The sequence below is a fragment of the Paraburkholderia sp. BCC1886 genome (genome assembly GCF_900996245.1).
Lineage (GTDB): Bacteria > Pseudomonadota > Gammaproteobacteria > Burkholderiales > Burkholderiaceae > Paraburkholderia.
The window spans coordinates 128,825-155,507 of the sequence record NZ_CAAJGK010000034.1; the positions used below are offsets into that span (position 1 = coordinate 128,825).

21 protein-coding genes are annotated in these 26,683 nt (G+C 56.4%); 16 read left to right on the top strand and 5 right to left on the bottom strand.

Annotation, left to right across the window (positions count from 1 at the left end):
- Positions 1–362 precede the first annotated feature (362 nt).
- The 9 genes from FQ746_RS04430 (at position 363) to FQ746_RS04470 (ending at position 14,075) form a co-directional block, all read left to right on the top strand.
- On the top strand, positions 363–1,415 hold the full coding sequence (locus FQ746_RS04430) for a polysaccharide biosynthesis/export family protein (protein ID WP_144107707.1): 1,053 nt from the start codon (positions 363–365) through the stop codon (positions 1,413–1,415).
- Entirely contained in the window at positions 1,412–3,652 is a 2,241-nt protein-coding gene (locus tag FQ746_RS04435) for a polysaccharide biosynthesis tyrosine autokinase (protein WP_144107708.1), read from the top strand. The genes FQ746_RS04430 and FQ746_RS04435 overlap by 4 nt, the downstream gene beginning before the upstream one ends.
- A complete protein-coding gene (locus FQ746_RS04440; RefSeq protein ID WP_144107709.1) occupies positions 3,639–4,865 on the top strand; it encodes a hypothetical protein in 1,227 nt (408 codons plus the stop codon). Before FQ746_RS04435 ends, FQ746_RS04440 begins: the two co-directional genes overlap by 14 nt.
- The gene (locus FQ746_RS04445) at positions 4,862–5,704 is read left to right on the top strand and encodes a glycosyltransferase family 2 protein (protein ID WP_144107710.1); all 843 of its coding nucleotides are present in this window, start codon (positions 4,862–4,864) and stop codon (positions 5,702–5,704) included. The genes FQ746_RS04440 and FQ746_RS04445 overlap by 4 nt, the downstream gene beginning before the upstream one ends.
- Before the next feature lie 2 nt (positions 5,705–5,706).
- Positions 5,707–6,747 (top strand): glycosyltransferase family 4 protein, encoded by a 1,041-nt coding sequence (locus tag FQ746_RS04450; RefSeq protein WP_144107711.1) that lies wholly within the window; start codon positions 5,707–5,709, stop codon positions 6,745–6,747.
- Positions 6,748–6,794: 47 nt separating this feature from the next.
- Positions 6,795–7,622, top strand: coding sequence for a glycosyltransferase family 2 protein (locus FQ746_RS04455; RefSeq protein ID WP_144107712.1), 828 nt, complete (start codon positions 6,795–6,797; stop codon positions 7,620–7,622).
- Positions 7,619–10,525 carry a DUF4838 domain-containing protein gene (locus FQ746_RS04460; RefSeq protein WP_144107713.1) on the top strand — a complete coding sequence of 969 codons (2,907 nt, stop codon included), beginning with the start codon at positions 7,619–7,621 and terminating at the stop codon, positions 10,523–10,525. The genes FQ746_RS04455 and FQ746_RS04460 overlap by 4 nt, the downstream gene beginning before the upstream one ends.
- 491 nt (positions 10,526–11,016) lie before the next feature.
- Positions 11,017–13,278 carry a YjbH domain-containing protein gene (locus tag FQ746_RS04465; RefSeq protein ID WP_260853890.1) on the top strand — a complete coding sequence of 754 codons (2,262 nt, stop codon included), beginning with the start codon at positions 11,017–11,019 and terminating at the stop codon, positions 13,276–13,278.
- 74 nt (positions 13,279–13,352) lie between these two features.
- Complete coding sequence (locus tag FQ746_RS04470; protein ID WP_144107714.1) at positions 13,353–14,075, top strand: carboxypeptidase regulatory-like domain-containing protein; 723 nt, start codon at positions 13,353–13,355, stop codon at positions 14,073–14,075.
- Between the two features lie 190 nt (positions 14,076–14,265).
- Here FQ746_RS04470 and FQ746_RS04475 read toward each other — a convergent pair whose 3' ends face one another.
- Positions 14,266–15,168 (bottom strand): glycosyltransferase family 2 protein, encoded by a 903-nt coding sequence (locus FQ746_RS04475; RefSeq protein ID WP_144107715.1) that lies wholly within the window; start codon positions 15,166–15,168, stop codon positions 14,266–14,268.
- A gap of 438 nt (positions 15,169–15,606) precedes the next feature.
- Between FQ746_RS04475 and FQ746_RS04480 the strand changes: the two genes are divergently transcribed.
- The 6 genes from FQ746_RS04480 to FQ746_RS04510 all read left to right on the top strand — a co-directional run bounded on the left by FQ746_RS04480 (position 15,607) and on the right by FQ746_RS04510 (position 21,348).
- Positions 15,607–16,431, top strand: a complete 825-nt coding sequence (locus FQ746_RS04480) for a glycosyltransferase family 2 protein (protein WP_144107716.1) — start codon at positions 15,607–15,609, stop codon at positions 16,429–16,431.
- A complete protein-coding gene (locus FQ746_RS04485; protein WP_144107717.1) occupies positions 16,431–17,843 on the top strand; it encodes a lipopolysaccharide biosynthesis protein in 1,413 nt (470 codons plus the stop codon). The genes FQ746_RS04480 and FQ746_RS04485 overlap by 1 nt, the downstream gene beginning before the upstream one ends.
- A gap of 73 nt (positions 17,844–17,916) precedes the next feature.
- Positions 17,917–18,834: a hypothetical protein gene (locus FQ746_RS04490; RefSeq protein ID WP_144107718.1), complete on the top strand. Its 918-nt coding sequence runs from the start codon at positions 17,917–17,919 to the stop codon at positions 18,832–18,834.
- Between the two features lie 150 nt (positions 18,835–18,984).
- Complete coding sequence (locus FQ746_RS04495) at positions 18,985–19,779, top strand: class I SAM-dependent methyltransferase (protein WP_186310638.1); 795 nt, start codon at positions 18,985–18,987, stop codon at positions 19,777–19,779.
- Positions 19,780–20,329: 550 nt separating this feature from the next.
- Positions 20,330–20,587 (top strand): hypothetical protein, encoded by a 258-nt coding sequence (locus tag FQ746_RS04505; RefSeq protein WP_144107720.1) that lies wholly within the window; start codon positions 20,330–20,332, stop codon positions 20,585–20,587.
- A 374-nt stretch (positions 20,588–20,961) separates the two neighbouring features.
- Positions 20,962–21,348, top strand: a complete 387-nt coding sequence (locus FQ746_RS04510) for a hypothetical protein (RefSeq protein ID WP_186310639.1) — start codon at positions 20,962–20,964, stop codon at positions 21,346–21,348.
- A 534-nt stretch (positions 21,349–21,882) separates the two neighbouring features.
- On the opposite strand, the gene FQ746_RS04520 is transcribed toward FQ746_RS04510, so the two are convergent.
- A complete protein-coding gene (locus FQ746_RS04520; RefSeq protein ID WP_144107723.1) occupies positions 21,883–22,767 on the bottom strand; it encodes a LysR family transcriptional regulator in 885 nt (294 codons plus the stop codon).
- A gap of 266 nt (positions 22,768–23,033) precedes the next feature.
- Complete coding sequence (locus FQ746_RS04525) at positions 23,034–23,591, bottom strand: hypothetical protein (RefSeq protein ID WP_144107724.1); 558 nt, start codon at positions 23,589–23,591, stop codon at positions 23,034–23,036.
- Positions 23,592–23,846: 255 nt separating this feature from the next.
- On the opposite strand from FQ746_RS04525, the gene FQ746_RS04530 reads away from it, so the two are divergent.
- Positions 23,847–24,626: an IclR family transcriptional regulator gene (locus tag FQ746_RS04530; RefSeq protein WP_144107725.1), complete on the top strand. Its 780-nt coding sequence runs from the start codon at positions 23,847–23,849 to the stop codon at positions 24,624–24,626.
- Positions 24,627–24,641: 15 nt separating this feature from the next.
- On the opposite strand, the gene FQ746_RS04535 is transcribed toward FQ746_RS04530, so the two are convergent.
- Positions 24,642–25,466, bottom strand: coding sequence for a citryl-CoA lyase (locus tag FQ746_RS04535; protein WP_144107726.1), 825 nt, complete (start codon positions 25,464–25,466; stop codon positions 24,642–24,644).
- Positions 25,467–25,468: 2 nt separating this feature from the next.
- Positions 25,469–26,668 (bottom strand): CaiB/BaiF CoA transferase family protein, encoded by a 1,200-nt coding sequence (locus FQ746_RS04540; RefSeq protein WP_144107727.1) that lies wholly within the window; start codon positions 26,666–26,668, stop codon positions 25,469–25,471.
- Between the last annotated feature and the right edge of the window lie 15 nt (positions 26,669–26,683).

The window sequence follows — 26,683 nt, forward strand, 5'->3', positions numbered from 1 at the left end:
ACTGAAATGCCTGCGACGCCGACCGAACTGCTTCTGTCAAGAACCGGCGCATCCAGCGTCTCCAGTGATGCGCCGACGGCGCGAATGGCGCGATCCGCAGCCGGATCCGGGTTGCTGAGCGGAGACACCGCCTTGCTTGGCGTATTAGCCAATCCTTACCGGTCGCCGTCGGGTAATGCAACGGTCTATAGGACGCCGTGGTGAGCAGACGGTAGTGCGGTCGTTGTTGAAGATGAGTTGCAGGAAAGCGGACTAAAAACACAAAAGCGAAAACATCGAGGGGTTCAGGTATGAAACGGATAATTTGCACCGCACTTTTACTGACCGGCCTGTCAGGGTGCGTGGTGGCTCCCGGGATGCGTATGTCCAGTAATACGACGCTGCCGATTACGGATTCAGGCAAAGGCAACGTGCCTTTGCAGTTGAACGTCCCGATTCAGGAGATCAATCTGTCGATGCTCCAGCAGCGGCGCGACGATCCTGCACTACTGCCGGCTCAGGACATTGCGCCACTGCTCGGCAGCAGGTCGGAGCCGTATCTGATCGGGCCGGGTGACGTCCTTCAAATTACCGTGTGGGATCACCCCGAACTTGCATCCGCCGAATCGGGATCGTCGCAAGGTGGCACGACCCAACGCCCGGCAGATCCGGCGGCCGGCTTCATTGTCAACAGCTCTGGCGATGTGCAGTTTCCCTACGTGGGGCAGCTGAAGGTCGCAGGCAAAACCGCCGACCAGGTGCAGAAGGAATTGGGTACATCGCTGACTTTCTTCAAAAACCCACAGATCACGGTGCGGCTAGCCTCGTTCCGCAGCAAACAGGTTTATGTGGAAGGTGAAGTCCGTATTCCGGGCGTACAGGCGATCAACGACGTGCCGATGACGCTGTATGAAGCAATCGATCGCGCAGGCGGTCTTCAACCGACGGCCGACCAGAGTCGGTTGGTGTTGATTCGGGACGGGAAATCCTATCCCATCGATATGACCGCAATGCTCGATCAAAAGATCAGTGGGTCGCAAATCGTGCTGAAGAACGGCGATGTTCTGCGAGTGACGTCTCGTGACCAGAACGGCGTGTATGTGATGGGCGAAGTGATCAAGCCGACCTTTGCAACGCCGTTGCGAGATGGAACGTTGACGTTGAGCGACGCACTGTCGCAAGCGGGTAGTCTGAACAACGCCAGTGCGGATGCGCATCAGGTCTTCGTGATTCGAGCCAGGACACCTGAGACGCCTGAGATCTATCACCTGGATGCGGAGTCACCCATTGCCATGGTACTGGCTAACCAGTTCCAGTTGCAGCCCAAGGATGTCGTTTATATCGACGGTAACGGTCTTGTGCGACTCAGTCGCGTGCTTAGCCTGCTGTTGCCCGCTATCAATGCAGGTATGACCGGCGTGGTGGTCGCAAAATGAATAATCTATTTAATCCCGATCAACACCGGGGCAACGTTCTCGGTTATCCCGGACGGCACTCCTACGACGAGGGTTCAGCGCGCCCTGAGCCTACGCTCTCGGAATATATCTCGGTTGTCGTGCAAAACTGGAGGTCGATCTTCGTTGTAGCAGCGGCCATTTTTGCGCTGGGGCTGACCTATGCATTTGTAGCGACGCCGGTTTATCGCGCGGACGCGATGATCCAGGTTGAAGACTCCGCATCGAGCAGCAAGGATCCGTTGGGGGAACTCGCATCTTTGTTCAACACGACCGCAACCGCTGCTGCCGAAATAGAGCTCGTCAAATCTCGGCTTGTCATTCAGAAGACGGTCGAGCAGCAGCATCTCGACATCTCCGCGGCACCGGCCTATTTTCCGGTGGTCGGTAAAGTTATCTCGCGGTATGCGAAATCCGGGACGCTCGCTGCACCATTGTTCGGACTCAACCGGTTCGCGTGGGGCGGCGAGCATATCGACCTGAGCCGCTTCGATCTTCCGTACGATACGTCTTACACGTTGATTGCTGGCCGTGCCCACTCCTTCGAATTACGGAACAAAGACGACGATGTGGTTGCGCATGGTGTCGTGGGTCAGCCGTGCATTGCGGTTATAGACGGCGCTCAGGCGACCATTCTCGTAGACCGACTGGTTGCCAACGCCGGAACTCAATTCACTGTCAAGCGCTCGAGGCTTCTCGATACGATATCGTCGCTTCAGGATGCGATCGTCGTCGAGGAGAAGACAAAACAATCGGGCGTGATAGGCGTGACTCTCGACGGCGACGATAGCGATAAAGTGACGCGGATCGTCAACGGTATCGGTGCGAATTACGTCGAACAGAACGTCATGCGCAAGAGAGACGAAGCGCAGGCCACTTTGAATTTTCTGGCGAAGCAACTTCCTGCTCTGAAATCGAAACTCGAGTCATCAGAAAGCGCCTACAACGCGTTTCGCAATCGCAAGGGAACGGTTGATCTGAGTGAGGAAAGCAAGCTTTTACTCGGTCAGCTCGTCGATCTCAAGTCGAAGCAGATGGATCTGGAGCAGAAGCGCAACGAACTGCAGCAGCGCTTCTCGGATGATCACCCTGCCGTTGTCGCGTTGACCAGCAACATTGCGTCAATTGCCGCTGAGCAGAAGAGTCTCGCCGGTCGGGTGGAAAACCTGCCAAACACAGAGCAGGAGGCGCTCAGATTGCTGCGCGACGTACGCGTAAATACCGCGCTCTACACGAACCTGCTCGACAGCTCCCAGCAGCTCAGCGTGGTCGAGGCCGGACAGGTCGGAAATGTTCGGGTTGTCGACTGGGCTATGCATCCTGACCGGCCAGTGAAGCCAAAGAAGATGATCGTCGCTGGGCTATCGCTGATTATCGGGATTGTTTTGGGCGTTGCGATTCCGTTTGTCCGTCGCTCTCTGCAAGTGCGTATCGAACACTCGGATCAGATCGAGCAGATTCTGGGAGCACCTGTCTATTCGGTAATTCCGCATAGCAGTCGCCAGGGAATCATTGAACGTCAACTTCGCAAGGGCCGTACGGGTCAGCTATTACTAGCGGGGACTGCGCAAGATGACATCGCGATCGAAGCGATCCGTAGCTTGCAGACGGCGCTGTACTTCGGCGCGTTCGATGCCGTCAATAACATCATTCTGATTACGGGCTCACGCCCCGACGTCGGGAAATCTTTTCTGGCAGCCAATCTGGCGGCCGTCCTCGCTGCGGGTGGGAAGCGGATTCTCCTGATCGACGCAGATATGCGGCGCGGAAATACGCACACTTATTTCGGTATCGGGGTAGTGCCGGGGCTGTCGGAATCGCTTTCGAAGGAAGGTGCTGAGGCTTTGATCCATCGGGATGTCCTGCCCGGACTCGACTTCCTGTCTCGTGGATCGATCATGCCGAATCCGGCCGAACTGCTAATGAATGGTCGACTCAAACTGCTGCTCGACGAGTTCTCTTCAAAGTACGACGCGGTGATTATCGATACCCCGCCGGTGCTCGCCGTGACGGATGCGACCGTGATAGCGCGTCACGCGGCAACGACTCTACTGGCAGTCCGGCACGGACAACAGACTTCGAATGAAATAGCGGAGACAGCGCGCCGGATGCGCAATGCGGATGTAGTGGTGCGGGGCGTCGTGCTGACAGACGTTCCTCAGAGCCGTTTGGGCTACGGCAGCTACAACGCGGGATACTACGCTTATGAAAGCCGCTAATCGAATTAGCGGTCCCCAGGGCCGGAGCCGTACCGGGGCGATCCTGACATCGCCACGGTCGGTCGACCTCTATTTCGTGATCGGTTTGTTGCTGCTGTCTTTCGAGTTCGTGCAGATTGGAAACGCCAGACTAAGTCAGCTTTGGGCCATCGCCATGCTCGCTCTATTCCTGGTGAAGAAGTCGGTACGGGTGCAGGGACGCGAAGCGCTTGCTTTCGGCCAGTTCATTGCGGTGGCTCTTCTATTGACGGGATTGAGCGGTTATGACCGTATCAAGGCTGCAGAACAGATCGTCAAGTTTGTGGTGGTGTACCCGGCGTTTTATCTGGTCGGCAGATCGTTTGGTCGGCAATACCTCGGCCGGGGTTTGCCGATTGGGTATGTCATGCTGTTTGCGTTCTTACTCATCCAGTTTGTGGTCCAGAAGCTGAACCTACCGGTTCTTTATCACACGGTAGATTTCATGGAGGACTCGTTGCATGGAACATTCCACGAGCGTAATCAACTGGCGATCTTTTTTTTCTGCATAGCGTTCCTGCTGTTTCTTCAGTCGCAAAAGCGGGTTTCCGACGTCGCATGGTTCCTGGCACTCGGCGTGTCGGTTGCTCTGCTGAGCGGATCGAAAACAGTTCTGGTCCCTTGCGGAATCGTGTTGATCACCCAGATCAGAAATCGCATCTTTCTGAAAATTATTGCCGTCGTGGCGGGGGTGATTGTCTACTACTTCACCTTCAGTAAGCAATTGTCGGGCGATGCACTGAGCGTCAAACTCGAGCAGGAGCGAGGCCTGGCATTCATCATTAGCCTCGGTCTCGTTGCCAAAGACTGGATCGGACACGGATTTGGTTTTGTCGAGAGTTATTTCGCTACGTCGCCGATTAGTGTTATCGGACTCGGAGAAGGTACAAACTCCATATTCTGCTCGCCATTAGATTTAATGCTGATTGCTGGTGTTCCCGGTGTAATTGCCTGGCTCGTATTCTTTGGCGGTGTCGGATCCGGCTGGCGGACCATGCTCTGTCTTTCCCCTCTCGCCGCATGGTCGCTCACCAATCCCATTCACCAGAGCGAACTCGCTTACTTCATTTGCGGCTACCTCGTGTCCTGGGGACGCGGGTCGGTGCCCCTGGCTGCAACCAGAAATTCCGTACGCGGTGTGCAAACTATGCGCCATACCTTTCGGTCGCATCGCTTTAACCGGAGGATGTCATGAAGTTCTCGTTGATCGTGGCCACCTTCGGACGAAGCATCGAACTCGACCGTTTGTTCGCTTCGCTGGCATCGCAGTCATATAGAGATTTCGAGGTTATCGTTGTCGATCAGAACGAAGACGATCGCGTCCGACGCATAGTCGATCGTTTCAGCGAGCAGATGACGATACTTTATCGCCGGTCCCCTAAAGGTTTATCGCGGGCGAGGAACGTAGGGCTGCGAGATGTACAGGGCGATATCGTCGCCTTTCCCGATGACGATTGCTGGTACGCGCCGGATGTCCTTTCATTCGTAGCCGGCCGTTTGAAGTCCGATTCGTCGCTCGACGGACTAACTGGCTGTAGTGTCGACGGAGACGGTCGCTTATCTCAAGGACGATGGTCGGCTGATACCCATCTGGTGAACCGCTACAACATCTGGACGAGCGCGACGTCTTATACGATCTTCCTGAGAAGCGCCGCGGTACGAACCGTTGGCGAGTTCGACGAGAAACTGGGAGTCGGATCGGGGTCCCGGTGGGGCGCAGGCGAAGAAGTCAATTTTCTGCTTTCTGCGATGCGCGCAGGTGCGACGGTCCGTTACGACCCGGCGCTTCGTGTCTCTCATCCCGAGCCTTTACAAAAGTTCGACGATAAGGCGTTTGCCCGCGGCCGACTCTACAACCGCGGGTTCGGGCGCGTCCTGGGAATCAATCGATACCCGTGGCATTTCGTCCTTTACTCGCTCTCACGCCCCATGGTCGGTTGCTTGCTGTCCCTTCTCAAAGGCGACATTGCCCGGTCCCGGTATTACTGGATCGCCACGAGTCAGCGAATGCTTGGCTGGTCGGATAGGGGATGACCATGTCCACTTCCATGAATGATGCTGCCTCTGCCGGGCAATACACGGTGTATTCGGACTCACGATGGCCGATGCAAACTGGCATTGGGAACATGATGACGGCCTGTCTGCAGCGTGCTCCTCGCAACGCGCGCATAGAACCATTAAGTCTGACAGGAAGAATCGGTAGTCCCTTTTCGCCGATGGCAATTTCCGCAGCGCTCGCGCACAAGAATCAGACGGGCGTGTTCTGGAGTGCGGGTTTTGTGCCGCCGGCGTGGAGTGGCTTACCGTCCGTCGTGACCGTGCACGATCTGACTCACCTTCATTACTATTCGAAGCTTCATCGGGCTTACTACGATCTTCTGTTCCGGAGCATGTACCGCCGCTGCGCGGCAATCGTCTGTGTTTCCGAGTACACGCGCCGGGAGTTCATGGAGTGGTCCGGCATCGAGCCAAATCGCGTCCATGTCGTGATGAACGGCGTCGACACAGCCTATGCGCTCAACAAGAAAACGCTCGACATCGACTATCCGTACGTCCTGTATCCGGGGAACCGGCGTGGTTATAAGAATCTCGATCGCCTGATCGCGGCCTACGCTCAATCCAATCTGCCTGCGAAGGGCATACAGCTTCTCTTCACAGGAACCGCTGATGCAAATCTGACGGCCTTAGCCGAGAAACTAGGCGTGGGTCAGAATCTGCGCTTTTCTGGATATGTCGCTGATGAAGATATGCCACGGCTCTATCGTGGTGCGTTTCATGTGGCTTTCGTATCGCTTTATGAAGGCTTTGGCCTACCCATTGTCGAAGCAATGGCCTCTCGAGTTCCGGTGTTGACCTCCAACGTCTCGGCCATGCCGGAAGTCGCGGGCCGTGCGGCGCTTCTGGTCGATCCAACCGACACGAGTGAGATTCGCAAAGGACTAGACCGCCTTGCCGAGTCCAGCGCATTCAGACAGGAACTGATCGAAGCAGGTACGGAGCGCGCCGCACTGTTCAACTGGGACGAGTCAGCCGGGAAACACTGGCATGTCGTCGAGGAAGTTTGTCAAGCAGCCTGAAGACTGCACATTCATAGCACGTTCGATAACAAAATTCCGGGGGGAATATGAATCATCGAAATCGTCTGAACGTTGTCATCGTCAATTTTCGTACGCCGGGAATTGCGATTAATTGCGTCAAATCTGTTCTCGCGCTCGAGGTCGCTACGCCCGAGGACATCGTGGTCGTCGATAACGCCTCTCCAGACGATTCCTATGTGCAGTTGCGCTCGGGATTGCCTTCCGGTGTGCGGCTCATCAGGGCCTCGCAGAATCGCGGATTCGGGGCAGGCGTGAATTTGGGCATGGCGGCCGGTACTCATGAGAATGTGCTGGTGTTGAATCCCGACACGTATTTCGTCGACAGCAGCCTCGAAAAAGCGTTGGATACTCTCGACGCCGATCCAACGATTGGGCTAGTCGGTCTCGATCTAACCAATCCCGACGGCTCGCGCCAATATTCTGCCCGGCGTTTCTACAGTGTTCTCGACATCGTCGGACGGCGTACCTCGTTGGGACGCTCGCATCTGCTGCGAAAGCGTCTCACCGAGCACATGATGGTGGACTCGTGGACTCCCGGCCTGCCATTCGACGCGGAGTGGGTAATGGGGACCGGCTTCGTGGTGCGTCGTCATCTGTTCGAGGAATTGAGCGGGATGGACGAGGCCTACTTTCTCTACATGGAAGACGTGGACCTTTGCGCAAGAATATGGCGCGCAGGTTTCCGGGTAGTGTGTGTGCCCGGCGCTCGTCTTGTTCATGAACACCAGCGGCAATCGGCCCGTAGTCTGGTCAACAGCGCGAGTCGGTACCACATAAAAAGTCTGCTGCGCTTTCGCAACAAGTTTCGCGTCCCGCTGACTTTCCCGCCGGGTGTGAACGGTTTGGCAAAGTGAAGCTGGCGGAGGTGTTCGACTGTGGTCGCCTGGTTTCATGGGTCAAGGGTCACTGGCCGGGCGTTTCGCTGAGCTTGCTGCTCCTGGCCGTGTCGTTCAATGCGTGTGCCGCGCTGGTACCGGCTATTGTGAATGGAGATTTTTCGCGAGGCCATTCGGGCTGGTGGGGCGATAAGTTCGAAATCGTCCCAACAGAGAACGGCCGAGCACTTCAACTCTCTTCGGGTTTCGCTGCGCAGGACAAGATCGCGATTGAGCCGGCGCAGCACTACCTCATCCAGGTGTCGATACGTGCGGTCGATGCGCCACCGGAGGCGGTCTTCGTCCAGACGAGCTTTCGCGGTGGAAATGTCGATAAGCGCTGGCGAGGCAGCGACCAGGTGCATCAAAAATGGGGAACCGAGGCGGCCTTATTCGTTGCGCGTGGACCGGATGGGAAGTGGGGCAACTACCGCGCGGTGCTTGCCGCCCCTGAACAGGCGGATCAACTCCTGATTTACCTCCGCAAGCAGCCCGGAAGCAGTGGTGTTGCGGAATTTCGTAATCTGAGCGTCACGCCAACCGAGGAGCCTGAGACGAGTGCCGGCGATTTGCAGGGCGCACGACTCCGTACGACCTTGCTTGCTCCGGCATTGCCGGAGGGAATTCGGATTGCCCAGCTGAATGCCCTCGTTGAAATGGGAAGGCCCCCATCCAAACAACTACTTCTTGCAGATCGAGGTATCGCGAAATACCACATCTACGTCGGATCATCTGCAGACGCGATGACGTTGCATGCTGCCGGCGAATTGAGCGATTACTTCAAGCAGATCAGCGGCGCTGACTTTGGCCCATTGTCATCGGACGCCGCGCCGGGCAATCGCCCTGTCATTATCGTTGGCAACCGCAACCAGCTAGCGCCGGAAATGTGCCCGGACTCGCAGCTCGCCACGCTAGGTGAGGATGGATTCGTATTCTGTACTCGAGGGAAGAACCTCGTGATCGAAGGATCGACCTCGCGTGGCACGATGTATGGCGTCAACTGGTTTCTCGACCACGTTCTCGGCGTCAGATGGCTCGCTCCGGATGCTACGTATATTCCTTCGCATCCAACGTTAACGACGGCGCCTTTGAACGAGCGTCACACGCCCAGATTTGCATACCGTGAGATATTGAGTAGCGAAGGGCAAGATCGTGCTTTCCGCGCCCACAATCTGTTAAACGGCGAATCGCACGGCCCATCGTTCTCGTCCTCGCCGGCGGTTCTCGATAGCTGGGATCACAGTTGGCTGGCAAAGGGCGGCGATGCCTCGTTCTGGGAGTTGTTGCCGCAAGCCCTCTATGCGAAGACACATCCCGAGTGGTATGCAGGCGGCCAACTTGCCATGATGAATCCGGATGTCCGCCGGATCATTGCAGAGAATATCGTCACACGCCTACGACGCTTGCCGGATTACAGGTTGGTCTGGTTCGGCATCCACGATATGGATTGGGGTTGGGACATGGATCCGGCGAGCCGTGCGTTCGCCGATAAGCACGGCGGAAGCCCGTCCGCACCGCTGCTCGACATGATCTCCGATGTGGCCATGCAGGTTAGGCAGGTCATGCCGGGTGCCAGATTTGCATTCAATGCTTATCACTGGGGATTTACTCCGCCATCGGGAATGTCCGTCCCGGACTATGTATTGGTGTACCCCATGACTATCCAGGTGGATTACAGCTCGCCATTGAATGTGGGTCGCAACGAAGCGCTAGGAAAAGGGTTGACAGGTTGGAACGCGATCGCGAGCCACATGTTCGTTTGGGATCACATCACTAACTTCGGCGGCTTCATTCAGCCCACACCGAATATCTATCCTATTGGAGAGAGCATTCAGTGGCTCGCCACGCTGGATCACGTCTCAGGATATTTTGCAGAGGGCAGTTGGAACACGTCGGGCGCTGAATTCGCGAGTTTGCGGGTGTGGATGATGGCTCGGCTGCTGTGGGACCCCAATCAGAACGTCCACAATCTGGTAGCGGAGTATTGCGAGAATTATTTCGGGCCTGCGGCACCCTATGTTCTCCGGTATATCGACCTCATGCACGCAGCCTTGGCGCAGAGCGGCGACATGCTGCGCGAGCAAACTCCCATAGGGATGAAGATGTACTCGCCGACGTTCGTCGCGTCGGTGGATCAGTTGCTTGCGCAGGCCGAGCAGCACGTGAGCGGTAATGAAGTGCTAACCGCGAGAGTGCGTCAGGCGCGACTCCCGCTCGATTACGTCATTCTCGTGCGGCGCAATGAGTATGTCGCGGCCCCGCACGACGGCGCATGGGAGCTCGATTTAGATAACCGCTTGGGGCGCTTCAACGACAGTGTCAAAAAGGCGCGGTTGACGATGTTTCGACAGGGCGCTGGGCTACCCGCACTCGCTGAACTGTTGGCCATAGAACGGCACACGCCTACTCCGCCCGATGGCGTTGCGGATATTGCGCCGGCAGACTGGAAAGACTTTCAGGACCTGGACCTGACCGTATTTGGCGGTGCTCATATCGTTGCCGATTCTCTGGCGAGCGATGGCGCGGCAGTCCAGATGAAAGGGGACTCATCCGTCTGGGCGCTCCAATTCAAGTTCGACAAGTTGCCGCCCGGGAAGTCATGGGATCTGTATGTCGCGCTTCGCGTTCGACAAGGCAAGACGGCTCTTCGTCGTGGTGGCGTTCGGGTAGGGTCTTTTCCTCCAATGGATCTATCTACGCGAGTCTCTTTAGAAGATGTCACCGGCGATCAATATCGGATCGTCAAGGTTCCGGGCGGTCCTTTCTCATACGGTACGAATCATGAGCAAGGGGCCTATGTACAAGCCGATCGACTTAATCCCGACGATCAACTAATGGTCGACCGCATTTTCGCCGTGCGCCATGGCACCGCGGTGAGGTGACTCGACGTTCACTGCGGGCAGAAATCGAGTAGCTCCGACGTGTCACCGTCCGTAACGTGTGCGTTACGTAATGAGAGAGTCGATGGCGCCGCTTAAATTTTATTGAATAACCAGATTGATGGTGATGTCGTCGTTGTTCGAGGCTAATTTCGCATGAATATTCGACGTTTAACCTTCGGCTTTGATCGGCTCGCTTCTTGCTTTATCAGGCGTGGCATTTGAACTGGACGTGCGTAATGGCGCTCGCGGAGTTCGACCTGATGCCGTGGTATCAGAAAGACCTCGCTGGATTCGGGGCGGTGAGGGTGACATACGGATGAAAAAACCAGGGTGACGAGCCGATCGTGAACGCGATGCCCGCTCGCGAGCCAGGGTTGTTTCATCTGCAATTCGATCAATAACAACGCGCGTTAAAAGCGCTACGATCCATGCTCAAAAGACCGCAAGCGCAACCGGCTTTATTGGCTCCAAAGGCAACAGCCCTATGCGCTATGCTCGCTTTCTCGCTTGCAAGCCATGCGGTCGAGCCTGCTCTGAATTCGCTGGGACAGAGCGGCGGCCTCGTCATTCCCTATGGCTTCGTGCTTCCAACTGGAACAGTCGAAGCGCAGTACAACAATTATCTCGACCCCCGCTACGGGCACTCGGCGACCGACGGGCAAATGTACTGGGGGGCGGTGGGTCTGCTTCCTTACGTCGAGTTGTCCGGCGGTCTCGCGAATTATCCGGGGAATGTTCACGCTCCATTCTCTGGCGCGGATCATTTTATTTTCCGGCACTTGATGGCGGACATCAAAGTACAGGTGCCGACCTTCTTCAAGTATCAGCCGAGCATCGCTTTCGGGGTCACGGATTTTGGAGGGCAGACTCACTTCTTCAGGTCGAAGTACGGTGTGGTATCCCAGGCCTTTGGGCCGCTGTCCCTAACGGCCGGGTACGGTCAGGGTCAACGTCTCGACGGACTCTTCGGCGGTGCGCAATTGTCGCTCTGGAACACCGGCTTGTCGCTACTCGCCGAAGATGATTCGAAGACGCCCTATGCTGGCTTTCGTTATCAGTCGCCCCGGATAAGCTGGCTTGGTGATGCGAATGTGATCGGCACGTTCACGCGGGCGATCCGTTCGACGAACAATGTGTCGCCGCGGACTTCGTTCTCGGTTGGTATCCAGATTCCGTTGGGGAAGCGCTTCAGTGCAGAGCGCTGTGAGAGTGGACTCTGCGAAGGACCGCAGGTACCCGAAGAAAAAACAGTAGCGGATGAGGGTCTGGAAACGCCGATTCGGCTTGGGAGCCTGGCCCCGATCGATACTCGATCGACCGATCGCAACGCCAGTTCACTGGCTGGGGATCCAGTCGCGTACGTGCCACCGCTTCGTTCTTATGCCTCGGTGATGCTGAGTGATGTTTCCTCACCCGTTGCGAGTAAGCCATCGCCTCTGGTAGGCGATGGCCTGGACGCAGCCGCGCTGGACACGATTGCGACACAATTATTCGCGGCCGGGCTCGAGCGGGTCCGCGCAGGTTTTAGCGGTAATGACCTCGTGGTCGAATATGAAAACCACCGCTACAACCAGAATGAAGCTGACGCACTTGGTATCGTGCTCGGAGTCGCGAGTGTCAATGCGCCGCAGGGAATCGACAAGATTCGCGTCGTGATCAAGAAGGCCGATGAGCCGCTCGGTGAAATCACCGTGGACCGTCAGGCGTTTGCACAGTTCGTAGCAGACGGGTCTCCGGTGGCGGCGAGTGCATCCATGACAATGCGGACGCGCCCAACTTACGACGCAGATGCAATTGCCTGGCATGGCAACGAACACAGCCACGGGCTCACCAGAATTCAGATTCAGCCCATTGTTAGTTACCTGTACGGCACCGAGTACGGCAACTTCGACGTCTCGCTAGGTGCGAATATCCAGGGCTTCGTGCCGCTGTGGCGCGGAGCCGAGTTTTACGCCAGCTATATCGCTCCGCTTTACAACACGAAGAACATGGACGCCGGCCGGGTGTTCAGTGACTACCGTTTGCGCGGCGGCCTGGCTGCCGTCGCGTTGGCTCAGAGCTTCTGGGTCGTTCCACAGGTACTTAACGTCACCTCGATTGGCAAGTTCGATTACTCGTACGTTGGCGCGCAGAACGAAACGACGATGTTCGTTCCAGGTCGCCCCGATTTGATCCGGTTACGGTTGGCCTATCTTCACCACGAACCGGGTCATGACGACTTGCCGAGCGAGAAGAATGCGGAGCTGACTTACCGCTGGGTTCAGCCGGCATGGAAGCTCTGGGTCGAAGCGGGGGTGGCCAGGTTCGTCGGCGGCGACAAGGGGCCGGTTGCGACGGTGACCCGGTGGTTCGACGATGTGTCGGTCAGCGTTCACGGCGAGCATAGCGGGCAAGGGACGTTCGTCGGCGCCGCTATCAGTTTCCCGCTGACGCTGAGGCAAGGCATGAAGCCTGGCGTCACCCAGGTGGATGGTACTGGGGAATTCGGGCTCGATTTCCGAACCCGTGTGAGTTCGACCAATTACGTGTCCGCTTCTGCGGCTGAGAACATGAGCTTTCCGTATAGCACTCAACAGTACTTGCTCAACCAGGGCCGGTTCAGCGGCGAGTACTTCTCGACACAGCTTTACCGGATGCGCGATGCGTACCTCCGTTATGGACGACCTGACGGAAGTAGGACGAAAGATACGCCGCACGCTAATGAGCAGGGTGTATCGGCAGGCACACACCTGGCGTCTGGGTCGGTGGATTGAGATCGCAGGATGTAAGCGACGGACAGGCGAGCGCGCCTGTCGATTGTGATTGACTTCCTTTTTGGAGAAAAGCAATGAATATTCTTAATTCCGGTGCGCTACGCGCGTTGCAATATGGGTCGATAGCGATGGCTGCATTCGCGCTGGCCGCGTGCGGCGGTAGCAATGATGGAAGTTCGCCGGGTGCCACGGTGAAGGGCACTGCGGCCATTGGCGCCGCGTTGGTCAATGCAAGCGTCACCCTGACCTGCAAGAACGGCTCGGGAAGCGCAACGTCGGACTCGAATGGCGCTTATTCGGCGACGTTCAAGTTCGATCCGCCCTGTGCTATTACGGCGTCCAATAGTACGGCGACGATTCACTCGTTTGCCGCTGCGGCGGGGACGTTCAATGTGACGCCGTTGACAGAGGTTTTGCTGAATTACCTCGCAGCGCAACTGGGTACCACTGAAAGTGTGCTGTTGCCGGGGATCGCAACGAACGCTACTTATCAAAGCGCGTTGACTAATACGACGGTGATCAATAACGCGGTGGCTGGCGTTACTGCGTTGCTGAAGAAGCTATATGGGATCACGCTTTCGCCGGGATCTTTCCTGACGCTTGCCTTTACGCCGGGTACGAACGGGCCGGATTCGGATCTCGATGCGTTGCTCGCTGCGGGAGCGATTACCAGTAACGGGCAACCTTCCGCTGCGCTGCTTGCGGCGGCTATAGCAGCGGGTGCTGCGTCGCCGATCGGCAGCGGAAACGCGGGAAGTGGAGCAACGGGAGGGACGGGGGCTTCGACCACGCAGTAAGACCTGTATCTATATTGTTTGCCAGCATGCCTTCCCTAGGTCTCAACGGCTGTTGGGCCCGTCGATAGAGGACTGAATCGAGACGAACTTCCAGGGGATTCGTCTCGACCGATCGAGCCGGAGAAGAGTGCTGCACAAACAACAATAGGCTGCGCATCCTGCTGACGCCCGCGCCGAAAACTGTGGTTGGTTACGATCGAGAACTGACGAGTTGCCGCAAGCTCGCGTAAGCCGATCGCGGCAATACATTCTGCGCAATTTTTCTGCTCAACTTCGCGATGCGGAACGAACCGGCGAGAAGTAGCATTTCACTTGGATGCAGTTTCACTTGCGGATAGTCGCAGAGCGAGGCAAGAAAGTCCGCAGTTTGGCTCAGGGAGTAGGGGCCGTGTTTTCGCTTGAAACGTATCGAGCCGTAGCGTATGGCGAATCCAGGTTGGGTCGATATGCGGTCCGATGTGCTTTGCAGATCCTGTACATAAGAAGAGTTGCCACAACTGAAAAAATCTCCGTACTTCCTCGCCATCCGAAGCCATAGATCCCAATCCTGCCAGCACGGTAGTGAATTGTCGAACAGGCCGGCATCGACGAAATGCTCGCGAGGTGCGAAAACCTGGTTGCCTACGGTGTTCGCAACTTTCAACTGGTCTGCTGTAGTTAGCGTTGATTGTGAAGCCAAAGCCTGGTTGCCCCGACGCACGATTTTGATCCCGTCGTAGAGCCCGGCAGCATGAACATTACGATCGCGAAGGTCTTCCCATTTCGCGACGAAATTCCGTATGCGGTCGGCTTCAAAGTAATCGTCATCGTCTAACCCCGTCAGGAAATTTCCAGTTGCAGCGTTGATCGCAAAGTTGCGCGCATTGCAAGCGCCGACGCTGACCGGCATATGGATGGGTTTCACCAGCGACCGTGCGTTCAAATGCTGAAGGTAATTCCGGGTTCCGTCGGTAGAGCCATCGTCGACGACGATAATCTCGATGCGCGCGTGCGATTGATTTAGAACGGAATCGATAGCCCGCTTCAAAAGTTCGAGCCGATTTTTAGTTGGGATATATACGCTGACTAGCGGCGCCGTACGATTGGTTTGCATTTGCTGATTCCCCGGGTGGACGCGTAGCGAATTCTCTGTCGCCTGATATTCGACTTGAGATAAAGCCAGATCCGTGCCAGTCACGGCATTGACCGTGTAGGTGTCGACGCTGACGACCGGGCTGTATCGGGATCGGAAAAGTCACATATATGTTACGGCTCGCTTTCGAAAAAATTCGATGTTCTATCCACGCAGCGTAACGTCGCTCCATGTTACGGGTACAAACCCGGTCCGTCCGGCGGTATTCCTCGGCTCTCGTCGCGATTGGGCGGTTTATCGGTTGGCACGCTTATCGCTTATTGTCGATCCTACGGCGTGGTGAGGATATGACGGCGGCGCAGAGAACAGGTGGCACTGTAATCGAAGTGGAATCTCTATTTCTAGAACCGCGTTACTTGAACGTTTTAATAAAAACTAGATCTTATCGAGGGGTGGGGTATGAGATGGATAGTTGGCGCTCGCGCAAGGCTGGACGCGATTTTAACCGAAGCTAAGTGGCTCGCCTTCAGGAAACAGTCTCGCTCGTTGAAAACCGATATGCGGATTGCCGTGAGCCTGACATCCTATCCCCCGCGTTTCAAAACCCTTCATCTAACGCTAAAAACGATTTTGTTGCAGAGCATACGCCCATGTGCGGTGGTTTTATGGATTGCGAAGGAAGATTTCCATCTCCTGCCAGTCAACGTTCTCCTGCTTGAGAAGTGGGGGCTAACAATCCGCATTTGCGACAATCTGCGATCCTATAAAAAACTCATTCCCGCGCTGTCAGCATATAAAGGGTTGGCAGTGGTGACAGCCGACGACGACGTCGTTTATTGGAAGAGGTGGCTAGCCGATCTGGCTTCCGAGTACAGAGAAGGATATCCCGAGATACTTTGTCACCGGATGCACGTCGTCAAGACCGACTCGGAAGGCTTACCTGCAAAATACAATGACTGGCAGTGGTGCTCCGAGTCTTTGCAGTCGAGTCCATTGAACTTTGCGACCGGGGTCGGCGGAGTTCTGTACCCACCGTCGGCATTCGATGGTGAAGCAGTTAATGTGCAGAAGATGGCGGGTCTCTGTCCGCGAGGGGACGATATCTGGTTTTACTGGATGGCAAGGTCGAAAGGCATATTCGTACGCAAGGTGCGGTCCAGCGGGACAATCAGATTCTGGCGCGGTTCGCAGGACGTAGCTCTATGGAAATCTAACATCGAAAGTGATGAGAACGACGCCCAGATTGCAGCCATGCTGGAAGAATATGGATTCGAGCGCTACTGATGACACTTATTAATAACGCTAAATGGGTTGGCATTTCGCAATTCTCCCGGGTTGGTTTTCAACTGGTTGGGATGTTGCTTCTGGCAAGGCTTCTTGGTCCTGCCGACTATGGTGTCATGGCGATGGCAATGGTTGTCGTCAATCTGGCTAACCTTTTGCGAGATCTGGGGACCTCGGCCGCCGTTGTCCAGAGGACGCTTCTCGATGAGGACGAAAAAGCGACGATCTTCTGGCTGAATTTCGGCGTAGGTATTCTCATGCTTGCTCTGGTCCTGACATTCGCCGCATTCTCAGGGTACGTGTTTAAATCCGAAAAACTTCCTGAAGTTCTGTGTTTGCTGGCCGTGAGTTTCCCCATTTCGGCGAGTTCTGCCGTGCATCAGGCCTTGCTCGAGCGTCAGTCACGTTTCAAATTGCTGGCAAGGATCGAGATTTTGTCGTCGGTATTCGGCCTCTGTACGGCTATTGTGCTGGCGCACCTTAAATTTGGTGTTTTCTGTCTTCCATTTCAGTTGTTGGCAGCGTCGATTCTGTCATCGGCGCAGCTATGGATTGCCAGCCGCTGGCGTCCGGCGGCAAGATTTTGCGTCGAGTCGTTCAGGAATATGTCTGGTTATAGCGGGAATCTGGCCGTTTTTAATTTTATTAATTACCTTGCGCGAAATTCGGACAGTATGGTGATAGGGAGGGCGCTTGGCGATCTGCAATTGGGAATTTATTCCCAGGCATATCGAATCATGCTATTCCCTCTCCAGAACATGACATTCGTTGCAACCAGAGCTTTGTTCCCAGTAATGAGCCGGCATCAGGATGATCCGTCCACGCTTCGTGCCTTATACATGAAGACCGTCATGATGGTCGTGGCCGTCACTGGACCGCTGATGGGCGGGATTTGGGTGTTGAGGGCCGAGTTTGTTCAAGTCGTATTCGGCGACCGGTGGTCCCCGGTCATACCCGTTCTAGCATGGCTTGCGCCGGTTGGTTTTTTACAATCGATAGTCAGTACCACTGGCGTTGTGTTCATGGCCACCGGCCAGACAAACAAGTTGATGAAGCTGGGTCTAATTGCCACGTTTCTTCAGGTTGGCGCGTTCGTTATTGGGTCCCGGTGGGATGTCACGCATGTCGCAGCGATGTATTGTTTTGCAAATGTTATTAATTTCTTCGTGGCCATGAATGCAACGATGAAAGAGTTGAAATCCAGTCTTATGTTCCTCATGAGGCAACTGGTTTGGCCTGTTTTAGCTTGCGCGATTATGCTCGCTTGTATCAAGTTGCTTCGGGAGCAACTCGTGTACTTCGGGGAGGGCGATCTTTGCATCGCATTACTCGTGTCGCTTGCTGGCGCGGCTGTTTATGGAATAAGTGGATTTCGGTGGATAAAAAGAACGATCTTTACTTTTAGAACCTGAAAAATCGGGGCGCTGATTGCGTTGAGTGTGACACATTCAGCCCGGTGGAATATTTTGCGATCGAAGGGGGCGCATGAAAACCAAGGGATATCTGGTGGTTGCATTTGGCGCAGATCGTTATATCAATCTGGCCATTGCACTCGGGCGTTCATTGCTGCTCCATGAGCCAGATACTCCGCGTGCGGTAGTCACTGACTGCGCTCGAACCGAACTGAGTCAGATATTTACGCACGTTATCCCTTACGATGCCTCGTTCGGGTCCGATGTGCTGCAAAAGATGCATATCGACCTCTATTCGCCTTTCGACGAGACGCTGTTCATCGATAGCGACTGCCTCGTGGTGCGGCCTTTGATTCACGTCTGGAAGAGATTTGAAGGTAGGTACTTTGGTGCGATGGGGAGCCGATATCTTCGTTCCGGAGATCGGGACAACTTTCTCAATGTTGAACGGACTCTTAGGAATTTTCGGGTCGACTCGTTGCCGAAATTTAATGGCGGAGTCTATTATTTTTCGAGGTCGGATGAATCGAATAGGTTCTTCGAATACGCCCGCAGTTTGATTCCTCGCCACGACGAATTTTGTGACGCGAGTTTCCGGGGCGTACCTGCGGACGAAGCGCTGTATAGCGTCGCGATGGCCGCTCACGGAATTGAGCTCGTCGATTTTTGCGAAGCCGGAATGTACACGCCGATTGGATCAAAAGGAAAAATCGAGGTCGACGTTTTTGCAAAGAGAAGTTACTTTGTTAAAGAGGGGCGTGCTGTCAGACCGGACATCGTTCACTTTGCCGGGACTTGGGCTGACACGTTTACCTATGCACGGGAGTGCCGCCGCTTAACGTTAGGAACAGAACTCACGCGTTCCCGGACAATCAGGCAAAACGCCAAAATATACGCCGATTCGTTTATAGCGACGGTATTGAAGAAGTGTCGAAAGTGGCTGACGATTCCTCGCCGGGTCTTACGGAAAGCCGTTTTAAATTCCGCATGATCTTTCTTTTCTCTGCGCATGCGACAGGTCGTTCTACTGTCTTTCCAGGGTTTAGGCCGGCAGGTGCGTGACGATTGCATTGACTTCGTTGCCTACGTTCATCGTCGTAACACCAAAACCAGAGCGCAGGATCCGAGAGAAAACGTGACTATGAAAGTTGCCGCTCATCTTTGGAAATCGAATTTCCTGGCAAGTCGACTGTCTCCCAGGCATCGGGCCGCGCTTCGATACTTAGGGTGGGCGGACAGCGTGTTTCGCTGGCGCGTCAGCAGGGCTGACTGCCCGCTTTGTGGCGGCCGTTTTTTCTTGTCTCTGGCGGCTAGTCCGTTCATGACGCGCTGTTTGTCGTGTGCAAACAATGCGACTAACCTCGCGATTATTCCGGTAGTCAAAACGGAAATGTCTAGCAGGAATATCGACGTAGCCTGGGAAATGTCCACTTACGGCGCAGTACTTGAATTTATGAGAGGAGCCATCGGCGACGTCATTTCGAGCGAGTTCTTTCCGGGCATCCCTTCTGGAGAGAGAGTCGATGGCGTCCTTAGTGAAGACGTGCAAAAACTGTCGTTTGGAGATGAAACGCTCGACTTGATCACATCCAATCAGGTGTTCGAGCATGTGTCCGACGATACGGAGGGCTATCGCGAGTGCTACAGGGTACTAAAGAAGAATGGCTTACTTTTATTCACAGTTCCACTTTACGAGCACGAGGAGACAAAGCAACTCGCGGTTCTTACGAAAGCTGGAGTAGAGATTTTCGGCGAACCGGAATACCACGATAGCAGGACTGCCGGGCCAAAATCGGCGCTTACTTTTTGGCGACACAGCGTTCACGACATCTGCTCCCGGGTCGCCAAAGCGGGTTTCCAGGTACAGTTGGTCGACGTCGTGATTGCGCCGGGGCAAAAAAATCCAGTGCAGGTTATTCGCGCGGCCAAGCATTGAGCGTTGGCCCGGTCGCACTGGACATGATCCGTCCGGCTCTAGCAGTAGCGACTCAGTTTTCACTGATGGGCCGGTGACCGATGGGTCTGTAACGCCGCTTAAGCCTCCCCCCGCTCCGCCTCAAACCGATCCAACTCCCCCAACAAATCCTTAACCTGAAACCACTGCATAGCCGTCAACGGAAACTCCTCCTGGATCCGTTGCAGTCTCTTCCTCCAGTACGAAGGAGCCAGTACGGGCTCTCCGCGGAACGCTGTTAGCGACGGAGCCATCACGCGCGAGACGTGGGCGATGTCGTCATCCATAGTCATTACTGAACCCCCGAAGTATCGTAGTTTAGTTATGGCCGATCGATTGGCACGCTTGAGATAAGACGAGTTCGGAGCACTTGCAGAGCGGCGGGGCTATCTTAAGAAATCCGAATCGCTCGGTCAAGGTTTCTGACAGACCGCGAGGAGAGAAAAACGCCAACATTACATTTGCATTTCAGTAAATAGCGTGTTGCTTCGCAACACTCGGCGATGCGAATGAGTAAGAAGTAGTCTCGACCATGCAACGAGCTGGCGATGCAACGCAACTCAATGTTCTCGATCGGCCAATGCGCACATCTAAAGTGCATAAGAACACGCTGAGCGCATACGCTCTACGTTGCCGGGAACGAATTGTCGAGAAGGAAATTGGCGCAAAAGAACCCGAATTACTAAAGGAGAAACCTTTGTCGCCAGGCACCTTGGCGACCCAAAGAAATCCGGCAGCAACCATGTCGCACCAGCCACAAAAAGACCTTCGCTATAATTCGCGCGACTAAGCTTCGAGATGTCCTTCCCAAAAAAATTCTGGTTTAAATTGCTTCTGCCGGTCAACAGGACGGCGCGGGTTTGACAGCCCCGTCAGCGTTGAATCGCGCTACCTGCGAAAGAGGCTAGCGCTCACCTAAACACGCCGCTTCAATGTGCGGGCCGGGGCGAGGGGGTCGCAAGGCGCGCCGGTTATGGTTTAACGCCCGGTCTGTCAACCTCGTCACGTGCCCGCTCACCCATTCAAGTAACGCATGTCGGGCGGTTTAATGGAGCAATCGGGAATCGCATCATGAGCAAATCAGCAGAACCTCCGCCTCTTACGCAGTCTCATACCAGTGGTCACGAACCAAATGCCAAACGTATCGCTCGCGCCGCGGCCGAGTTGAGCAGGAGACATACCACGCGCTTCGCGCATCTCGCCGCGCTGGCGAGAACCCTCGAGTCGTACATTCCGTCGAACGCAAAGAAGCAGGGCGAGTACGCGCAATTGGCGCGCATGCTCGTCGAATTCGCGGACCAGTTCCGGCAGGACGCGGAGATCGACGACATCGTGTTTTCTATCATCACGCACGATACGCAAGACCTGCTCGACGACGATGTCCGTGCGCGTTTTCTTGAACGCGCATCGCGCCACACCCAAGCGGCAGCGCCGGCGGGTGGTGGAAAACCGATGCATGCGAAAGACAACAAGATCTTGAAGCCGCTCGGCGCCAGACTTCGCAAACCTGCAAAGAAGCCGTCGACGCGCGCGGTCGCGACGACGCATTGACGACCAGCTAGCGCGACCCGTCGCGATAGAACGAGAAGAATGGCGCATGAAGTCGCGCCATTCCTCAGCACGTCAACTATGAATCAGCGACACGACCGAAGCTGCAATTCCCGCGGGAAAAGCCAATAGCGCACCCGCTGCCATTCGCCGGAGCTTTCGTGCTCGCGAGGCTTCGGTTCGACCCAATGCACGATGCGGTTGCCATTCCAGAAACAGCAATCTTCCACCATGCCGGGCACTTGCCCAAAAGAACGTGTACAAACTGGTCAAAGCATAGAAGCAGCAATAGGCGAAGCAGAGCCACGATAGGCTCTTCAGAGCAATCGTCATAAGGGTCCCGTAGCGTGTGTATCACTCGTCGAATCGAGCGACTATTTTTGTCGATCGGTACAAGTCCGATCGCATAGCTTGCAATAGCGATCAAGCTAAATTTGTGCCATGCAGCAATGAAGCCTTTCATGGCCGCTGTTCAGGTCACTAGCTGCTGAAAATATCAAAGCGTTCCCAACGGGGCCACGCCGTTATCGGGCGACGTTACGTAACGTCGTCGACCATCGCGACTGCCTTCCGCCCGATCCACTGTTGAAACAACTGCATTGCCGGCGTTACCGGTTTGCCTTTCAACCAGGTCAGCCAATATGAACCCGCCTGTACCTCGACCGCGAACGGGCGGACCAGTCGTCCGGTATTCAACTCATGCTCGAACATCGAAGCCGGTGCTAGTGCGATTCCCGCACCTTGCATTGCGGCTTCCACCATCAATCGCGACGAGTCGAACACCGGCCCGCGAACCGGTCGCGGCGAAATGCCCGCGGCCGTGAACCAGTTCGTCCAGTCGTCCACGCGGTAGGAGCGCAGCAAGGTGGCGTCGACGAGATCGTCCGGGGTGTGCAAGCGTGCGGCGATTTCCGGCGAGCACAGCAGCGCGAGCGGCGCATCGAGCAGGCGGGTAGCGAGCGATCCCGGCCAGGTGCCATCGCCGAAACGGATCGCGAAGTCGAGTCCTTCGGTAGCAAAGTCGACGAGGTTGTTGTTGGTCTGAAGCCGCAGTTCGACGAACGGATGCGCGGCGCGAAACGAGCCGAGTCGCGGCATCAGCCAGCCGACTGCGAAGGTGCCCACTACGCCCACGGTCAGCACCTCATGAAAGTGGCCGCCTTCGAACTGCTTGAGCACGGCTTCGATACGGTCGAACGCATCGGTCAGCACGGGACGAAGCGCGAGGCCTTCGTCGGTCATCGCGAGGCCGCGCGGCAGACGCTTGAATAACGCAGTGCCGAGCTTCTCCTCCAGAGAGCGAACCTGCTGACTCACGGCCGCTTGCGTCACGTTCAGTTCGAGCGCGGCACGCGTGAAGCTCAAATGCCGTGCGGACGATTCGAAAGCGCGCAACGCGTTCAGCGGGAGATTCGGTCTCATGGCGGCGATGGTGGGTTTTTATGAGGGAGGTAAGTTAGCATTGTTTGGTGCGACTGCGTTGGAGGCACTGCACGTAGTGACTCACTGTTTCAGATGCCAGAGTGCCGTACTGATCAGGACGCTTGGAGCACATTTGACAAATCAACCGGTCTCCGCCAGAATTCTTCTTGCCCAAGGGCCACGAAACATACCTGACTAGCAACAGACGGTCGGCTATCCGTGGACTTGGGCATTTTTATTTGTGCGCACTCATTGCAGTCTAACGACTAGACGCCGACCTCGGCTGCCACTATTTTTTCCGTTGTCAGTGCGCCAGTGATAGGCGTTGCTGCCGCTTCAAGTTGCCGATCGGGCTTCCAGATGAGTAGTCCTCTTTCCTCCCAACGTTGGAAGATTGAGGGATCATCTTTCGCGTAGGCGCTTACCATCCAGTGGATATTGGGCTTGTTAGCCGAGTCTGGAACATCAACACGAATCGCGACTAGTAAAGGGTTGATGCCATCCGGCAACTCGACTGTAACAACTACGATGCTGTCACGTTCCGTGGCAGACTTGTACGCGGCAACCGGCCTCAAGATCAACGTTCGCAACGCCGCGACTGTATCCGCAGAGAGATTATGCTTCTCCATGATTTTGACCAGTAGCCGGACGGACGTGACAACTGCGCGATCCACTAACTTCATTGGTGCGAGATCGTTTTTCGTGAAGCGGCCGATAAGAACTTGATGTCGATAATCGGTGTCCTGAAGATCGCCTGCTCGATGTCGTCGTAACAACTCTGCGGTCAACTCAGGCGACAGATCGAAACGTACGAACCTGCTCATTTGCGCCTTCGGCTACGTGCTCGGAGGCACGGTGAAAAAGAGCATTTTATCTTCTGGTACTGGGCTTAGCTGCGCTTTTAATCGTATTCCGAGTTTCTCTGCGGTGTATTCCATATGTATGTAGGAGATCGATCGCATGGATGTGGGAGTTTCCGTTTGAAATGTCCTCGTGGTCTTACGTCGAGCCCATGTTGCACATCCACCCCATAGCGTAAAATCCCCCCACCTCCCAACCGCTTCATCCCCACCACCTCCATGCCCACGCCCGCCGCCAAATCAGGTCCCAAAGAGAGCGAAGGCGTAGCCGTAATCGACCGTGCTTGCTCCATCCTGTTCGCCTTCCGTCCCGACGACGACGCGCTCACTCTCGCCGAACTCGCCTCGCGCACGGGCCTCTACAAAAGCACGCTATTACGCCTCGCGGGCTCGCTCATTCAGCATCGTCTGCTATTGCGTCTGGACGACGGCCGTTACCAGCTTGGCGCGGCCACCTTCATGCTGGGCGCGCAGTATCAACGCAGTCTGAACGTCGGCGACATTATCGTGCCGCTCATGCGCGAACTCGCCGAAGCGAGTGGCGAAAGCGTGTCCTTCTACGTGCGCGACGAGTCGGTGCGCGTGTGTCTGCATCGAGTGGATTCGAAGCACGCGGTGCGTTACCACGTGCGCGAAGGGGACGTACTCCCTCTGGAGAGCGGTTCGGGCGGTCGCGCGTTACTCGCATTCGCCGGCACGCCTGGCGCACCCTACGACCGGATTCGCGACGACTTCTATTGCGTATCGATCGGCGAACGCGATCGCGAGACGGCGGGCATTTCCATGCCGGTATTCGGCGTGCGGCAGAGCTTGCGTGGCGTGTTGACCTTGGCCGGTCCCAGCTCACGGATCGATCATGCGTTCCTCGAGAACAATCTCACCACGCTGAGCGATTGCGCCGCCCGCGCAACCGATGCACTGGGTGGCGACTCGCGCGCGATGCGCAACGCGCAGCGCGCGAGAGAGCAGATCAAAGCTCAAGCCAAGGCCCAGAGCTAGTCGGCAAACAAGTAATCAAGGCAAATGCCGCTCGGCCTCGCCGGTATAGGTATAAGCCATCTGACGCGGCATCGGCCCTTTGTTGCGTTCGCTGCGTCCGCGCTGTTCCCACGCATGCGACAGAATGCCCACCGCGCGCGACAGGCAAAACACGCCTCGCGCCAACTCCGGCGCAAAGCCGAGTTCCGCATAGATCACGGCGGTAGCGCCGTCGATATTCATCGGCACGGGCTTGTTCTTGCGCTGCTTGAGCAGCGCCTCCACACCTCGCGCAATTGCCGCATAGCGTCCGCTAATGTGATGCTGCTCGACGCTTTCATCCACCATTGCAAGCAGCCGCGTAGCACGCGGATCGACGGGATGAAAGCGATGCCCGAAGCCCGGTAGATACTTGCCGTTCGCCTCGATGAACGCGGCGACGCCTTGCTCGACCGCATTCTCCAGAGTCGAACCGGTTTGCATGCGCGCATCGATGACGTCGTACAGTTCCACCGCCTGCTGTCCCGCGCCGCCGTGGTTGTCGTCGAGCGCATTGAGTGCCGAGGCCATCGCGCCGTTCAACGGCAAGCCGCAACTGGTCGCCATCCGCGAGATGGCGATAGAAGGCGCATGCGGACCGTGATCCACGGAAGCCACCAGCGTCGCTTCGAACAGACGCGCTTGCGCGGCATTCGGCAACTCGCCACGCAACATCAGCCAGATCATTTGCGGAAAGCCGATATTGCCGATCAACTCCTGAATCGGAAAGCCGCGCACGTTGATCGAACCCGGATGGATATCGATGATCGACGTGCTCCAGTAATCCGCGGCGAGTTTCGCGGCGTCGAATGCTTGCGTCATGGTCAGATCACTCCTTCGGCGCGTAAATGGTCGATTTGAGCCTCGTCGTAACCGAGCGAGACGAGTTGTTCGTGCGTATGCGCCGAGAGAACCGGCGCGGGCGTAGTCGGCGCGGTATCGGCGTCGTGCAGGCGAAAACCGGCACGCGTCACGCGTTGCCGATCGTGGGTATCGTCACCGGGAAATTCGTGGATGAACTCGCGCGAGGCCAGATGCGGATGCGCGAGAATCTCCGGCACGGACATCACGCGGCCGGCCGGCACGCCGGCCTGGAAGCATTGCTCTTCCCACTGCACGGCGCTGTTGCTGGCGAGCGCGGCTTCGATCGCCGCTTTCAACGTCGCGCGATTGGCCTTGCGTGCATGGCGATCGGCATAGCGCGCATCGTCGAGAAGATCGGCGCGGCCGATCAGCTGACATAAGCTCGCGAACTGTTTGTTCTCGTTCGCGGCGATGTTGAGCAGGCCATCGCCTGTGTGAAACGTACCCGACGGCGCGGCGGTGAAATTCTCGTTGCCCATCGGCTCGGGCGTGACGCCGGCGTTCAGATAGTTCGACACGACCCAGCCCATCGTCGAGAGCGTGGCTTCGAGCATCGACACGTCGAGCATGCGGCCGTGGCCGGTGGTGCGCGCGTCGACCAGCGCGGCGCAAATGCCGAAGGCCGCGGTGAGGCCGCCCACGGTATCCGAGACCGGATAGCCGACGCGCAAGGGGGCGCTGCCCGCATCGCCGGTCACACTCATCACGCCGGAAATGCCCTGAATGATCTGGTCGTACGCCGGGCGTTTCGAAAACTCGCCGTCCTTGCCGAAGCCGGAAATCGCGCAATAGACGAGCTTCGGATTGACCTCGCGCAACGCGTCGAAATCCAGCCCGAGCCGCGTCATCACGCCGGGCCGGAAGTTTTCGACCAGCACGTCGGCGTTTTTCACGAGATCGCGCAGAATCGCTTTGCCGCGCGGGTCTTTCAGGTTCAGCGTCATCGACTGCTTGCCGGCGTTCACCGCGACGAACGAGGCGCCCATGTTGCGCGCCGACGCGTCCTTGTCGGCGCCCAGACGCCGCGCGAGATCGCCGCCTTCGGGGTGCTCGACCTTGATCACCTCGGCGCCGAGCAGCGCGAGTTGATAGGCGCAAAACGGTCCCGCCAGCACGTTCGATAAATCCAGTACCTTTACTCCGCTCAACGGCAGCGTCATCTTTAAAGCCTCTTG